Genomic DNA, 15,968 nt, shown 5'->3' on the forward strand with positions numbered 1-15,968 from the left:
CTACCCGTTTAAGTGCGATCGCTAATTCGGGATGTTCTTGGAGATTTGCAAGATGATGCCGTAAATAGTTGCTGTAGATACCCGCAATTGTGGGAGCCTCTTTTAATAGCTGCTCTAGGGTTACAGTTTGATGTCCCAAATTATAAAGAGCGAGACGAACTAGATAGGGATGACCACCAATCATCGCTAGTAAAGGAGCCAGCTTTTGCAATCCTGTCTCACTTTTGGCCCAATCCAGTCCATGACGCACCGCCAATTCTTGCATCTGCTCTAAACTAAATTCTGGTAATTTAATTGGTAATCCCACATTGAAAGGCGATTGATTAATATCTAACGGGATATAAGCTTCAGTGGCATGAACTACTATTAGTCGGAGTTTTCGCCAGATTTCTAATTCGGAAGCATCTTCATACCAAGAACGCAGTAGCGGCAGAAAATCCCTAGAGATTTCTGGATACTCAAAAATTCGATTCACTTCATCCAAAGCTAAGACTACCGGAGCGTCGATTTTCTCCAGCAAGTACTCCTGTAAATACAATGTGCAGCTAACTTTGCTACCAATATCCTCATCCCAATAATCATCTAGTCTGATTTCTAGGTTCAACTGCCGACTGACGTTAGCACAAAACCAGCGTAAGAATTTTTCTAAGCTAGTGAAAACTTGACTATCTGCTCTTTGCAAACCGATCTGTACAGTGTGTAGCCCAGTCTGTTTAGCATGAGTAAGAATTCTGTGCATTAGGGATGTTTTTCCCATTTTGCTGGGAGCTTTGATTCTGATTAGGCTTCCAGGTTTGTTGATTTCTGTATATGTGCGTTCTTCAATTGGCGGACGCTCTATGTAAAAAAAGGAATTTAGGGGCACTGAGCCACCAGGAATTTCTAAAAAGTCACGGTTAAGGTCTAGGGTTTTTCTCTCGTCTTGCTTTTCAATTACTAAAGAAGACCCTGAGATCGCATCTTTGGTTCTGCTTGTTGGCTGAGACTGCCTCAAGACTGCTGGCATAGGTTGTAGTTTTTCTGACAAAAGGCTATTTTGCGTAGGCAAAGCCCGTTGGAGGCTTCGCCGTCTCAATACTGAACGAAAATTACTTTTTGTCACCTCCTCCCCAAAAGCTTGTGAGAGTAACTTCCATAACTTAGAACCAACATCTTTTATATAATTGGCATCATAACCACAGCTTTCGGCGATATCTGGATAAGTTTTTCCTTCCCAAGCTTGACGAAATATTATTTCCTGAACATCACTTAAGCTATGTTCAAGAAATGTATCTAAAATTACTAGTGCTTCTTCTATATTCATTTGTAAAAAGAATAAACTTTGTTTTAAATAAAACTTTAGCGGAATTATTCATATTTTTTTCCTTATTTACTTAAATTTAAACAGTCGGCTTCAGAAACCTAACCCCCTACCAGTCAACAAGATGCTAGAAAAAGACCCTGCATTGTAACGCCCTACGACGCTATACCCACGACAAGCAAGTGCTTATCTCTAGTTATGAGGAAAAGGAACGAGGAGCTACGCCCCACTTTATAGCAATGCCTGCGGCGGGCTACGCCTACGCATTTTCACCTCAGCCAACAAATAATAACAACCAAAATCTGTATATGTACTAAGATGCAAAAGGAGCTATTTCTCCGAATTAAGTAGAATTATTGCCAAATTTCACCATGATGAATAACTGGTTTGATACAGCTCGATTGGGGATGTTTATTCATTGGGGACATAGTTCTCAACAAGGGTGTGAGTTATCTTGGCCGTTAGTTGGGGGTGTATTCAGCCTTCCTTTTTGCAAAGATATTCCAGTTGAAAAATATCACTACACAGCTAATACTTTCAATCCACAGCAATACAATCCTCAAGAATGGGCATATTTAGCAAAAAGTCTCGGAATGAAATATGCCATATTAACAGCCAAGCATCATAATGGTTTTGCCCTATTCCATACCCAAGAATCAGACTTTTCAATTGCATCTGCACCTTACAAAAAAGATATTGTACGTGAATATATCGAAGCGATGCGCTCTGTAGGATTGCATGTTGGTCTTTATTTTTCGCTTAGTGACTGGCATCATCCAGACTATCCGGCTTTTACAGAAGCAGATAAACCTTATCGCTTTGATCAGCTACCTCAACCTACAGCGCAACAATGGGAGCGATATATCCAATTTATGTTCAATCAGATACGAGAATTATTGACCAACTATGGTCAAATTGACATCATTTGGTTTGACGGAAGTTGGGAACGCACTCCAGAGCAATGGCAGGCTCAAGAATTAGCAAAAATGATTCGTGATTTACAACCGAATATTCTCATTAACGATCGTCTTCCAAATTGTGGAGACTTTGAAACTCCTGAACAGTTTATTCCTCCTCAACCACCCGATCATCCTTGGGAAACCTGTCTGACTATCAATGAAAGTTGGGGATATAATTCAGACGACCATTGCTTCAAGTCATCTCGTCAGCTAATTCATACTCTTTGCGAAGTAGCAGGTAAAGGAGGCAACCTCTTGCTCAATGTTAGTCCAATGGGTAATGGACAAATCCCTCCTGAGCAATCAGAGCGTCTCAAAGATATAGCAGATTGGATGGAGAGCCACTCTGAAAGTATACTTGATACAACCCCAGGATTAGAACCGTGGCAATTTTATGGCTCCTCAACTCGTAAGGGCGATCGCATTTATCTACACCTATTAATGAAACCTTATGAAACAATATCAGTTAGGGGTATACCAATCAAACGAGTAAAATCGGTGTTTGTTCTCGCTGACGGCACAGCACTAACCTACACTAGTCGCTGTGCAATTATGGATTCTATCCTCAATTCTAATCCGTTAGGAGAATTAACAATTGATGTACCTGAATCAGTAATTAATCCATACGTTACAGTGATTTGTATTGATATTGATTCTTGAGTAATTAATGTTTTTTAAGTAACAGTACAAGGTTAAGGACTTTGTTCAGCGCAGAGATTTTAAGCTTTCAGTTTTTTGCACTAAGAAATCAGTGAAGATACTCATAATGGTGCGCTGACGCAATTTCACATTAGCATCAATAGACATCCCTGATTGCAAGGGAATTTGACGCTGATTAATCAGTAACTTTTGCCCATGTAAGCGGACTTTTGCGGAGAAGCGCCAGAAATTATAAACTTGGTCTGGAGGTAAGGCATCAGAGCCAATCTCAACTAGTTCCCCTTTGATATCGCCATACTCTTGGAAGGGAAAGGAATCAATTCTCACATCCACTTGTTGCCCTTCTTTGACAAAGCCGATGTCACGGTTGGTGATGTAGACGTTAGCAACCAAGTTATCACTAGGAACGAGTTTCAGAAGTGGTTCGCTGGAATTAACTACAAATCCGGCTGTTTTAGCTTTGAGTTCAAAGACGGTTCCATCTACGGGTGCGGTAATTTTCTGATATTTCAGCGTTTGTTCTGCCTGAGTTAATTTACTATCAATCTCTCCAATCTGACCGTTAATTTCATAGAGGCGTTTCTGATTATCTACAATTACCTTGGTTAATTGGCTGTCAATTCCGGCAATGTTTTTGTCGTTATCTGTAATTTTGGCTAGTAAGTCTTCTTGAGACACAGCCGCAGTATTGCGAAATTTTTGATTTGACTGTGCGATCGCTAATTGTAATCGCTGCTGTTCCCGATTCAATCGGATTACTTCTGCTTGTTTGCTGCTGACATCCTGCTGCTGTTTCAAGTATTGCACCTGGGAAATCGCGCCCTGCTGCGCTAGAGGTTCAAACTTGCGGAGAATTTGTTGATTAATTGTCAGCAACTCTTTAGCGCTACTTAACTCCGCTTGAGTTTGGAAAAATTGCTGTTGTGTCTGTCCCGTTTCTAAATTAGCTGTGGCTAAACGCGATTCTAATTCTATTTGGCGATTTCGCAAGCGTAACTGTTGCTCTCTTGTAAGAATATTTCCAGCAGTCGCACCGTTTAATTGTGTCCGGTACAACTGGTTTTCGGCAATAATCGCAGCTCGGCTCTTGGTCAAAAAGGCAAGTTCTGGTTTAATTTTCAACAGAGCAGTTTGCTGTGCCACTTCTTGTAGTGATATGTTGCCTTGAAGCTGACGGCGATAGAAGTCATTTTCTTGCTCTAGCGCCTGTTTCGCCAGCAATTGAGCCGCCCGACTTTGCTTTAATGAAGTTAACTCCGCCTCAGAAGAAGTTTTTTCTAGGGTAACGAGTGTTTCACCTTTTTTGACTCGCTGACCATCTTTGACTAAAATCTCGTTGACAACACCATGAATCGGAGCCTGAATTTCTTTGACTGCACCCTGTGGTTCTAACTTGCCAGTAGCATGAATTGATTCATCAATTTGGAACACCGAGGCCCAGATTACGGTGAAGGTGCTAACTCCAACAATAGTCCAAGCGATCGCTCGTGACCAAGTAGGAGTTTGTTGTAAAAGTACTGGTTGATCGAATTTATATTGAATATTCATAATAAATGGGGAATGGGGCATTGGGGAGTGTTGAGAGACGCGATTAATCGCGTCTGTACAAGAGTTAGGAGTGCTAAGGTTAAAGTTCCTAGTTGAGAAGCTCAACATTCAAGTAAAAAGGTGCAACTTCCGAGTTTAAAGGCTCAACGTTTGAGCAAAAAGGTGCAACTTCCGAGTTCAGAGGCTCAACGTTCAACCAAAAAGGCTCAACTTCCGAGTTCAAAGGCTCAACGTTCAAGCAAAAAGATGCAATTTCCGAGTTTAAAGGCTCAACGTTCAAGCAAAAAGGCTCAAGGTTCAAGTAAAAAGGCTCAAGGTTCAAGTAAAAAGGCTCAACTTCCGAGTTCAAAGGCTGAAGTATCGAGTTTTAAGCTTGAAGTTTCATTATTTAAAGTTGAAACAATAGTATTTACGGCTGACAAATGACAAATGACAAATGACTAATGACAAATGACAAATGACAAATGACAAATGACTAATGACTAACGACTAATGACTAATGACTAACGACTAATGACTAATGACAAATGACAAATGACAAATGACTAACGACTAATGACTAATGACTAAACTTTCGCTTCCTGTTGCTGATACAGACAGTAGTAATAACCTTTGAGCGCCATCAATTCTTCATGAGTCCCTTGTTCTACCACAGCACCTCTATCCATCATCAGAATGACATCGGCATTGCGAATTGTGCTGAGGCGGTGAGTAATGAAAAACACTGTTTTATCTCGAAAAGCTGTTGCTAAGTTACGGCAAACTTGGGCTTCGGCATTGTAATCTAAGGCGCTGGTAGCTTCATCCAGAATCAGTAATTGCGGATTTTGCAGAACAGTACGAGCGATCGCTACTCTTTGGCGTTGTCCTCCAGACAGTCCTGAACCTCGCTCGCCTACACGGGTGTTATAGCCACTGGGTAAAGACATAATAAAGTCGTGGGCATAAGCTACCTTGGCGGCATTAATAATTTCTTCATCGCTAGCATCAGGATATCCCAAGGCAATGTTTTCGCGGATTGTACCATCAAACAATAGGGTATCTTGTAACACCATACCAATCTGACGGCGTAAGGAATAGAGTTCTACTTTGCTGATATCATAGCCATCAATCAAGATTTTGCCGGACTTGGGTTCGTAAAGTCGGGGTAATAATTTTAGCAGTGTACTTTTACCGGAACCACTTTGACCAACAATTCCCACAAAGGAGCCAGCCGGAAAATCTAAGTTAATATTGCACAGTTGCATTGGCCCATGTTCCGAGAAACTGAAGCTGAGATTTTCAAATCTGACACTACCTTGAACACTGGGCATAAGGATATTTTGACAGTTACCGATTTCTACTTCTTGGGGAGTATCTAAAATATCAGCAAGGCGTTGCAGAGATAGAGCGGTTTCTTGGAAGTTCTGCCAAAGTTGCATCAGGCGTAACAAGGGACTAGTGACATAACCAGCCAGGATGCGAAAAGCGATGAGTTGTCCCAAGGTTAGGTGCTGATTAAGGACGAGAAAAGCTCCCACCCACAGCACTAACATACTGGAAAACTTGTTGAGAAAACTGCTAACAGAACCGGCGGTAGTTTGGGTAGAGACTGTTTTGAAACCAGCGCTGATGTAACGAGCATAGCGTTCTTGCCATTGCCAACGCGATCGCATTTCTAAATTTTGCGCCTTGACTGTCTGCATTCCCCCCATCACTTCCACTAAATAAGATTGCGTCTCGGCATTGCACTCAGCTTTTTCTTGCAATTGTCGGCGCATCACAGGTGATACCATCAAGTTGAGCAAGCCAAACAGCGGTACTGTTGCCAAAGCTACCAAGGTCAACACTGGGCTGTAAATCGCCATTACTACAATGTAGACCACTGAAAATACAGCATCCATCACCACAGTTAAAGCTGTACCAGTCAAAAAAGAGCGAATATTTTCTAGTTCGTGAATTCGCGTTGCCAATTCTCCCACAGGACGGCGTTCAAAGTAAGATAATGGCAGACGCAACAGGTGATTAATCACCTCAGAACCAAGGGCGAGGTCAATTCGGTTAGTGGTATCTGTAAATAAATGAGTGCGGATACTGGTGAGTATTGCTTCGATGACTGCTACTACTAGCAAAAAGATGCCAAAAACTTCCAGGGTATCGGGACTGTTACCAACCAGTACTTTATCAATAATCACCTGTGTGGCGAGGGGATTTACCAGCCCAAACAGTTGAATGACAATGGAAGCAATTAGTACTTCAATTAACACCTTGCGATAGCGCCGCAGTGAGGGTACAAACCAACTCAAACTAAACCGCGCTTTGGGAGTATTTTTGGTGGTTTGCAGCAGCAGAACCTCTCCTTCAGCCCCCCAGTTTTCCGCAAAGTCTCGGAGTTTGTAGCGTAGTAGCCCCATCTCTGGAACGGCAATGAGTAACTCTCGATCGCTATTTTTGTAAATAATTGTAAAACTATCTTGCCAAGAAATCATTACTGGTAATTGCAAGCGTCCGACTGCGGCGGCGGGAACTTTTACCATCTGTGTTGTCAACCCCATCAACTCAGCAGCAGCAGCGCAAAATTGCAGAGATATAATACCTTTCTGTTCGTGCTGCTTTGTCAACACCCGCTGCAATGTATCTCGACGCCAGGAGATGTTAAAGTATTGGCTCAACATCTGGAAGCAAGCTAGTGTTGCATCCAGCGACCCTCTACCTTTAATATAAGGAAACTTCTTTTGTTTACCCTGATCTGCTGGTGCTTCTGTGACAGTAATTTCTGAGGCGTAGGGAATCTCTGCGGGTAAGAGTGTTTTTGGTGTAGGAGAAGCGAGATTTTCTCCAAGTATTGATTTGGGCAATCCCACCAGACGCATATTTGTATTAAATTTCAGCTTGGGATTGAGTTCATCCAACTCTAGGCGACTCCCCACAGGGAACTCAGGATCGAGATTACTGCTGACTAACCACAAAAATTCTGAATCTAACTGCTGGCGGAATTTGCGTGCAGGAATTGTTTGGATAATCGCAACTTCAGTTGCAGCTTGGGCAAGCTTAACTAAATTCCTGCGACCATCTGCGCGACGGCTGAGTTCTTCAGTGAGCAGTTCATGCACTTCTAACAGAGTAATTTCATTTTGCAAGGCGTGGACAAAAGCCTCTTCCTGCTTGAGTAAAGTTAGAAAACCAGCAATAGGTAGATTAATAGCGATAACTTCAGTAGAAGCGATCGCAGTTTCACAAGCAATACCCCGCATATAACTTACCCAACCCAAAACCTCTCCTGCTGAGAGTAACTTCAGTGTCGCCGGATTTTGTCCTTGGGAATTGTAGGTTAATAAACGTGCTTGTCCTTGGTAGATAATGCTAATCCAATTGGGCATAGCTTCCTTAGTTACTATTACCTGCCCGATGCGATAACGACAATATTGCACTTTGTTGAGCAAATTTTCTAAAACATTTGGTGGCAGATAATTAAAAGGAAATAGATCGGCAATATATTCTTGAATATCAACGGTTGTATTTGTCATCATCTTGCACCCGATTTTTATAATTTTTAAGCAGCCTTCGCTTCTTGAACCTGTGCTGGTTTGATGTTGATTCCCATCCAGGCTTTTTCTTCTGGTGATAGTTGACTTAGTTGCTGTTGAAACCAAGTTTCAAAATTTTCTTGCAGCAATCGTTGGCGCATAAAATCGTCCAACTGGGCAGTTATAAGCTTTTCCACGCGGACAATTATCCATGAGTCTCCAAAGGATACGGGTGGTTGAACTATACCTACTTGACTTGTGCAAAGTAACTGAGCAAAATTGGGAGCGATCGTACCAAGCTCTACTGGGCCGATAATGCCATTTGTATCAGCTTCTGGCCCTTGAGAATATTCACGAGCTAGTTCCGAAAATGATTGTTCTCCTTCTGTAATTCGGAAGAATAGCTCGTTAGCAGTTCCTCTATTTTCAGTCCGAATTAAAGAATAAATGACTTTATCAAAATGTCTTTTGTATTTAAGGAAGTAAGATTCTAATTGATGTCCCCAAGTTATTTGCTTGAACTTTTCGACTCTCAGCTTGCGGGTGGCGAAAAGTTCTAATTGTTCTTGAGTTAAACCATAACGTAAACACCAATCTTGGATTTTTTCTTCGCTGTTTAAATCCCAATGCTGATAAAATTGCTGTAGAGCCTGAGTTGTTTCGGCTTGTGTGCAGGTAATTGGTGCGTTGGCGTAGCCCGTCGTAGACATCGCTAATTCAATAATGCTCTGAGATAACAATTGCGGGATTAGATTGTAACTCACTAAAAAGGGGATAATTTCTGGCGGTAAGATGGCGCTGCCGCTACGCCCGTCGTAGACATCGCCTAGTTGTAATGTTTTATTCATAATATTTGTGCAAAAACTTGAAAATTCTTTCTCCCCCTGCTCCCTGCTCCCTGCCCCCTTGCAGTCTTAATGATAAGTCTTTAACCGGACACGATATGAGCCGTGCAGAGATAAATTGAGAAATGCAAGCGGTAAAGTTCAGGTATGGATTTGTACCGCTTGCATCATTTGCATACTCTTGAAAGCATTGCCGTACAAAACTTTCAAGTACTACTCACCACTGCTAATGCCTAAACTTAAGCAGGGACAGAGAACTGATTAAAAGTCACGTTGTAGTTAGTGTCGCCAGTGAATTCAGTTACCTGCAAGAAGTAGTCACCACGTACACTAATGTTGGAAATCAGTTCTGAAGTAATACCTCCATTATTAGAGCTGGCAATTACCTCGCCTGCATCGACGATACGATTGTTGTTAGAGTCTCGAATCACCCGGATATCAGCATCGGTGCTTAATCCTTCCAATCTGATGTCAACACCTTCACGGAATCCCAAAGAGAAGCTGTAAACATCGGTAGTGTTCTGGTTATTGACGTTACCTGTACGAGTGACATTACCTGACAAGTGACCGAGTACAAATTCTCTAGGTAGAAGGTTGCTGGAACTGGCTGAAATCGGAAAAGTTCCCGAAGGTTCAGTTGCAGATAAGGCTAAATTGTAACTGACATTGCCTGAACTACCTGGAGCAAAGCGAGATACTTCCGCAAAAAAAGTACCTGGGCTAGTTTTAAAGTTAATCGCCTCATCTTGGTTGCTTCCCTGATTGGAAACAATTCCAACTTTTTGGTCGAAGTCATCCAATACACCGTTAAGGTTAGAATCCTTAAACAGCCGGATATCGGCATCATCACCCGCGCTGATATCTGTGAGAGACAGGTTGATATTTTTGCCACTGGTGGTTTTGAACTGAAAGACATCCGTGGTATCAGATGTAGTTAAATCAAAGTTATTCTTAACAACAGGAGTGCTACCGAGTGTACCAAGATTGAAAAGTGCCATTTTTTTGTCCTTTAGATGTTGATTGTGATGTGGTCAAGTTCAGATTAAGTTGTGGTTTGCACAGATGTAAATCTTCGATTTAAATCGATATTTACCAGAATGTAATGGCTTAGAGTTTGATGAAAATAAATATTATTTATTATTTTCAATAGACCCTTAGCTGTTTGGTTGTGTGGTTGCCGCGTTCAGAACTTGTTGTTTAACCATGAATCTAAATTAAACTGTTTTTTCAATAAACACAGCATGAAAAAGACTTCTATAGTTAGGTGTTTGTGAAAGTAAATTTCAAGTGCTTTGTATTGTTTAGTCATAAAAAGTCTTATGACTCCTCACCATTGGCGTAATCGAGAATGAGTTTGATGAAATAAGAGATGTTAAGGTGATTTACAAGAATAAATATACCGATGCCGTTGGTTTCGACTTCGCTCAACCAACTGATAGATCGAGAGTTGAGCGTTTGCGTAGCGTCTCCAAGAGTTGTCGAAACTCGCCAACACAGGTATTTTCTTTGTCGGAAATCACCTAAGACTTACGCACTAAAGCCTAAAACTTAGATTCCTCCGAGCAGGGCTTAAAAAGGCTACTGTGTATACACAAGTCTTTTAGAGTTGCTGCGTAACGTAGAGTGAGTTAATTTTTATAAGCATTGCAGGTCGATGCATTGGCATTGCAGGTCGATGCATTGGCATTGCAGGTCGATGTATAAGCATTGCAGGTCGATGCATTGGCATTGCAGGTCGATGCATTAACATTACAGGTCGATGCATAAGCATTGCAGGTCGATGCATTAACATTACAGGTCGATGCATCAAGAGACTTGCGTGTACACTGTAGCTTTTTAAGGAGATAATTTCTAGAGCCAACTTTTTAAGAGGGTTGGGGAATCTGAGTGCGTAAGCCTTGGATATGTGAAGAAGCAAGTGAAAGCTTGCGTCAAACGATCGCTTTGGCAAACTTTTGCCACACAAAAAAACTTGTATAGATTGATACGTAGAAACCTCTGGTAATTCAGAGGTTTCTTATGGTTAACTGGATGTTTCTAGTAGTCTTTAAGCGATCGCTAATTTATAAGTTTTCACTCCTCACTTGTTACACTTCACTCATCAGCCCATCGGGCAAAGTGAAATGAATCGGCGATAGAACCCCACATACATATATCTGTGCCTAAATCCCTTCCCCGAAGAAAGCTTAAAAAATCTTTAACATCAATTGTGTTGAAATATTTGATCGATGCAGCTATAGTTTATGCAATGAAGCGGTAAAGTTCAGGTATAACTTTCTGCCACTTGCATCATTTGCATACCCTTGAAAGCATTGCCGTACAATACTTTCAAAAACTACTCACCACTCCCGATGCCTAGATTTAAGCAAACGGGGGTGGTGAACTAGTTAAAAGTCAAAGTGTAGTTAGTGCTATCTTTGAATTGCTCGACTTGTAGAAAGTATTTACCAGCATTATTAATATTGGAAATAATATCTGAGGTAATACCGCTCTTAATAGAACAGGCAATTTCCTCGATTGCAATTTAAAGTCTCGAATTAGTTAGATATCAGCATCGTTGCTCAGTCCGCTTTAGTTAAGTCTGATGTAATTTTTTTGTCTAAAGTCTGGAATAAAAGCGGCAAAGTTCAGATAGAATTCTTTGCCGCTTACATCATTTGCATACCCTTGAAAGCATTGCCGTACAAAACTTTCAAGTACTACTCACCACTGTCGATGCCTAAACTAAAGCAAAGGGGGTGGTGAAGTGGTCGAAAGTCACAGTGTAATTAGAGGTAGAGAACTGAGTGACTTGCAAGAAGTAGTCACCAGATAAGTTAATGTTGGAAATAAGCTCTGACGTAGTACCTCCATTAGTAGAGCGTGCAACTTCTTCACCAGCATCAACGATGCGATTGTTGTTAGAGTCCCGAATTAGCCGGATGTCAGCATCGCCGTTCAGTCCGTTCAATTTAATGTTGACACCCTCAAAAAATCCCAAAGAGAAGTTGTAAACATCAGTAGTGTTCTGGTTATTGACGTTACCTGTACGAGTAACATCAGCTGACAGATTACCAAGTACAAATTCCTTCGGTAGAAGGTTACTGAAACTGGCTGCAAGGGGAAAAGTTCCAGAAGGCTGAGTTGCAGACAAGGCTAAATCGTAACTGACACTGCCTGAACTACCTGGAGCAAAGCGAGATACTTCCGCAAAAAAAGTACCTGAGCTAGTTTTAAAGTTAATCGCCTCATCTTGGTTGCTTCCGCGATTGGAAACAAGTCCAACATTTCGGTCGAAGCTATCTAGTACACCGTTATTGTTAGCGTCTCGAAACAGCCGGATGTCCGCATCATCGCCAGCACTGATGTCTGTCATAGACAGGTTGATATTTTTGCCACTGGTGATTTGGAATTTAAAGACATCTGTGGGGTCTGTGGTAGTTAAACTGAAGTTATCTTTGACAACAGGGGTGCTACCGAGTGTACCAAGATTGAAAAGTGCCATTTTTGTCCTTTAGGTATTGATTGTGATGTGGTCAAGTTCAGATTAAGTTGTGGTTTGCACAGATGTAAATATCGATTTAAATCGATATTTACCAGAATGTAATGGCTTAGAGTTTGATGAAAATAAATATTATTTATTATTTTCAATAGACCCTTAGCTGTTTGGTTGTGTGGTTGCCGCGTTCAGAACTTGTTGTTTAACCATGAATCTAAATTAAACTGTTTTTTCAATAAACACAGCATGAAAAAGACTTCTATAGTTAGGTGTTTGTGAAAGTAAATTTCAAGTGCTTTGTATTGTTTAGTCATAAAAAGTCTTATGACTCCTCACCATTGGCGTAATCGAGAATGAGTTTGATGAAATAAGAGATGTGTAGCGAAAACTTGTATCAGGCGCGAACCAGATAAATTAATGTTGGCAATTCGCTCCGTCTATAAAAGACAAACTCTACTCGCCATTTGTATCAAGCATTTTGTGGAATGGTATTAATCCCCCCTCCCCAAAGCATCGGCTACGGCGTACACACAAGTCTTTTAGAGTTGCTGTCTAACGTAAGGTAAGCTAATCTTTGCAGGTCGATGTATTGGCATTGCAGGTCGATGTATTGGCATTACAAGTCGATGTATTGGCATTACAAGTCGATGCATTGGCATTGCAGGTCGATGCATTAGCATTAGTCAAGATGTGGGGCAGCTTTAGAACAATACAGTTCAGTTAAGCATTTTCTTTCTTCTCTTTGCGTCCTTCTCTTCGAGACGCTGCGCGAAGGCGTCCTTCTCCCAAGGGGAGACGCTAACGCGAAGGCGGTTCGTTAAAAAAATTGAATTTGACAAAGAGTTTTAGCCTTAACTGAACCGTATTGAGCTTTAGAAGACTTTTGTGTACACCGTCGTAGCCCAATTGGGGGAGTTAGAGGGCTGAGAAGGACTTGTGTATATCACCGTAACCAGCTTGGGGAGGGGAGACAAAGCGTAACTTTGGCGGGGTGGAGTTCAAATTTTGTGATTTATGCAAAAAGTCTACTGCACATTGTGTATTAATGCACAACCACTGAATATAGATATTTTGACATACCCTTTCAGGGATAATTCTTGTTATACAGCAGCCTACAGGGAGAACTAAATATGACATCTCCAGAAACGGTTATATGGCTACAAGAACGCACGACTTTAGGAATTCTCTCACCTGAAGTATTAAATGCGATCGCTCAAGTAATTGAAGAACAAGTTGTACCCGCCGAAACTGACTTAGTTAGTGAAGGTAATTCTCCAGAAGCCCTTTATATTCTTGTAGAAGGTCAACTCGAAAGCAATACCACCAATCAAAGCAACCCAGCTTTAGCTTGTGGATTTCTCCCCGGTGCAGTCATTGAACTCAAAGAATTGCTGTTGGAAGAATTAACTCCATTCACAATTACTACAGTAACCGAATGTCACTTGTGGGTTGTACCTGCTGCTAAATTTCGGGAATTAGTCACTCAATACCCCGAAATTGCTCAGGCTTTTTCGCGCCAATTGGCTCAAGAATTAGCTCAGGTAACATCTGCACTTGGCTATGAACAAGAACGTTCTATTGCCTTGCGCCCATATTTAGTTACCAAGGCGCAACGGGGAATTGTTGGTACCAGTCGCTATGCTGTGCGGCTGCGGGAGCAAATTCGAGAAGCGGCTGCTGACCGCAAATCTGTGGATATTTTCGGTGAACCAGGGTTAGAAAAAGACAATATAGCAGCCCTGATCCACTTTGGTTCTCCCAAACGACGAGAACCAATTATTAAAGTAAATTGTGGTATTCTCCAAACTAGCGGCGCAGATTTATTTGGTCGCGCTGGCGGCAAACCAGGGCTGTTGGAATGGTTGGGGGAAGGTACTCTAGTTCTCAACAACATCCAAGAATTGCCCGAAGAATTATTACCTGCCGTGACGGAGTTGCTCAAAACTGCTACATATACACCCGTCAGTCGTTCTGGAGATCCAGTAGCCGAAGCTCGTCCCAGTAAAGCCAGAATTCTCATTGTTTCAGAAAAAACTCAGCCGACAGTTGAACGTTCTGTTGGTCACATTATTAAAGTACCACCGCTACGGGTACGGAAAGCTGATATTCAGACACAAGTCGAATATTATACCAGTCTTTACACTCGCTCTAGAGGCGTTTCTAAACCGCATATTACCCCAGAAGCTTTGCGTCGCCTCCAGTCTTATGATTTTCCTGGCAACCTCAAGGAATTGAAAAATCTGGTAGAAAGAGCGATCGTGCAAGCTGAGGGTGCGAATGAATTAACAGAAGAAATTTTCTGGCCAGCCGAAACTAAGAAAAAACGATTTCGGGTGAATCTGTTAAATGCCTATCCTGCTTTACGGCGGTTTTTACGTAGTGACTGGTGGCCCGATCGCATTAATTATGGTTTTACTGCAACGGCTTTTGCGATTATTGTTGCAATATTATTTATTGGGCCGCAAACCCGCGATCGCAATTTCGTCTTAAATCTATTTTGGGCTTGGTGGTGGCCTTTCTTCTTATTTCTCTTTCCCTTTTTGGGACGCATCTGGTGTTCTGTTTGTCCCTTTATGATTTACGGCGAAATTACCCAAAAGTTATCTCTGTGGCTGTGGCCTCGAAAACTCAAGCGTTGGCCGAGACAGGAAGCTGAAAAATGGGGCGGATGGTTCATGTTTGGTTTGTTCACCCTAATTTTCCTTTGGGAAGAACTCTGGCATTTAGAAAATACAGCTTACCTTAGTGCTTGTTTGCTGCTGTTAATTACCGCCGGGGCAATGATTTTCTCTGCCATTTTTGAGCGGCGATTTTGGTGTCGTTATCTCTGTCCCATCGGCGGGATGAATGGTTTATTTGCCAAACTTTCAATGACGGAACTCCGGGCACAACAAGGTATCTGTTCTGCCAGTTGCACCACCTATCAGTGCTATAAAGGTGGGCCACAAAAGGGCGAAGGGTTGGAAACTAATGGATGTCCTTTATACTCACACCCAGCGCAGTTAGAAGATAACCGAGATTGCGTACTATGCATGACTTGTCTAAAAGCCTGTCCTCATCGTTCCGTTGAGTTCAACTTGCGTCCCCCTGGAATTGAACTCTGGACAACTCATGTACCCCGCACCTATGAAGTAGCATTATTGTTTTTGCTGTTGGGTGGTATATATCTACATCGCTTACCAGAATTGCAATCTTGGTTAGGGCTGCAACTCGATTTAACTGATTTTTGGCAGCACTTGGGATTATCGCTGCTAGTGTTAATTATCCCAACGGCTTTTATCTACGTGGCTTATCGCTTGCTCCAACTGTTCAACGCTAACCGTAAGCCTCGAAAATTTGTAGAACTTGCATATAGTTACCTACCATTAGTTTTGGGAGGAAACTTAGCTCACTATCTACGTTTGGGCTTAAGTGAAGGCGGGCGGATTTTACCTGTAAGCTTTGCTACTCTTGGTTTGAGTGGTGAGCAATTGCCAATATTGGTTGCTCACCCGGCTGTAATTGCCTTTTTGCAAGGTACAACGATAATTTTCTCCGTGTTGATGACTATGTTATTAACGCAAAAAATTGCCAAGCAACCAGTTCGATCGCTCCTTTTGCAACACTTAGCAGCGATCGCTTTGGGAGTTAGTATGTGGGCAATTATCGTTTTTTAAGCTTCACATCCTCCAC

12 protein-coding genes are annotated in these 15,968 nt (G+C 41.8%); 5 read left to right on the forward strand and 7 right to left on the reverse strand.

Annotation, left to right across the window (positions count from 1 at the left end; translation table 11 throughout):
- On the reverse strand, positions 1–1,303 hold a 1,303-nt coding region (locus HWQ43_RS28285; protein ID WP_292739846.1), incomplete at its 3' end, for an AAA-like domain-containing protein.
- A gap of 368 nt (positions 1,304–1,671) precedes the next feature.
- Between HWQ43_RS28285 and HWQ43_RS28290 the strand changes: the two genes are divergently transcribed.
- Positions 1,672–2,919, forward strand: a complete 1,248-nt coding sequence (locus HWQ43_RS28290) for an alpha-L-fucosidase (RefSeq protein ID WP_292739848.1) — start codon at positions 1,672–1,674, stop codon at positions 2,917–2,919.
- Between the two features lie 45 nt (positions 2,920–2,964).
- On the opposite strand, the gene HWQ43_RS28295 is transcribed toward HWQ43_RS28290, so the two are convergent.
- Entirely contained in the window at positions 2,965–4,467 is a 1,503-nt protein-coding gene (locus HWQ43_RS28295; protein ID WP_292739850.1) for an HlyD family efflux transporter periplasmic adaptor subunit, read from the reverse strand.
- A 120-nt stretch (positions 4,468–4,587) separates the two neighbouring features.
- On the opposite strand from HWQ43_RS28295, the gene HWQ43_RS28300 reads away from it, so the two are divergent.
- The gene (locus tag HWQ43_RS28300; protein WP_292739852.1) at positions 4,588–4,893 is read left to right on the forward strand and encodes a hypothetical protein; all 306 of its coding nucleotides are present in this window, start codon (positions 4,588–4,590) and stop codon (positions 4,891–4,893) included.
- Positions 4,894–5,033: 140 nt separating this feature from the next.
- On the opposite strand, the gene HWQ43_RS28305 is transcribed toward HWQ43_RS28300, so the two are convergent.
- From HWQ43_RS28305 to HWQ43_RS28315, 3 genes are all read right to left on the reverse strand, one after another.
- A complete protein-coding gene (locus HWQ43_RS28305; protein ID WP_292740023.1) occupies positions 5,034–7,973 on the reverse strand; it encodes a peptidase domain-containing ABC transporter in 2,940 nt (979 codons plus the stop codon).
- A 26-nt stretch (positions 7,974–7,999) separates the two neighbouring features.
- Positions 8,000–8,821, reverse strand: coding sequence for a peptidylprolyl isomerase (locus HWQ43_RS28310; protein WP_292739854.1), 822 nt, complete (start codon positions 8,819–8,821; stop codon positions 8,000–8,002).
- Between the two features lie 236 nt (positions 8,822–9,057).
- Complete coding sequence (locus HWQ43_RS28315; RefSeq protein ID WP_292739857.1) at positions 9,058–9,816, reverse strand: PPC domain-containing protein; 759 nt, start codon at positions 9,814–9,816, stop codon at positions 9,058–9,060.
- A 379-nt stretch (positions 9,817–10,195) separates the two neighbouring features.
- Between HWQ43_RS28315 and HWQ43_RS28320 the strand changes: the two genes are divergently transcribed.
- Complete coding sequence (locus tag HWQ43_RS28320; RefSeq protein WP_292739859.1) at positions 10,196–10,342, forward strand: hypothetical protein; 147 nt, start codon at positions 10,196–10,198, stop codon at positions 10,340–10,342.
- A 76-nt stretch (positions 10,343–10,418) separates the two neighbouring features.
- Here the strand turns inward: HWQ43_RS28320 and HWQ43_RS28325 are convergent, their stop codons facing one another.
- The gene (locus tag HWQ43_RS28325) at positions 10,419–10,625 is read right to left on the reverse strand and encodes a hypothetical protein (protein WP_292739861.1); all 207 of its coding nucleotides are present in this window, start codon (positions 10,623–10,625) and stop codon (positions 10,419–10,421) included.
- Positions 10,626–11,537: 912 nt separating this feature from the next.
- Complete coding sequence (locus tag HWQ43_RS28330) at positions 11,538–12,302, reverse strand: PPC domain-containing protein (RefSeq protein ID WP_292739863.1); 765 nt, start codon at positions 12,300–12,302, stop codon at positions 11,538–11,540.
- Between the two features lie 568 nt (positions 12,303–12,870).
- Between HWQ43_RS28330 and HWQ43_RS28335 the strand changes: the two genes are divergently transcribed.
- Entirely contained in the window at positions 12,871–13,020 is a 150-nt protein-coding gene (locus HWQ43_RS28335; protein ID WP_292739865.1) for a hypothetical protein, read from the forward strand.
- Positions 13,021–13,426: 406 nt separating this feature from the next.
- Positions 13,427–15,952, forward strand: a complete 2,526-nt coding sequence (locus HWQ43_RS28340; RefSeq protein ID WP_292739868.1) for a cyclic nucleotide-binding domain-containing protein — start codon at positions 13,427–13,429, stop codon at positions 15,950–15,952.
- The last annotated feature ends 16 nt before the right edge of the window (positions 15,953–15,968 follow it).

Origin of the sequence: Nostoc sp. JL31, assembly GCF_017114965.1 — a bacterium.
Taxonomy (GTDB): Bacteria; Cyanobacteriota; Cyanobacteriia; order Cyanobacteriales; family Nostocaceae; genus Nostoc; species Nostoc punctiforme_A.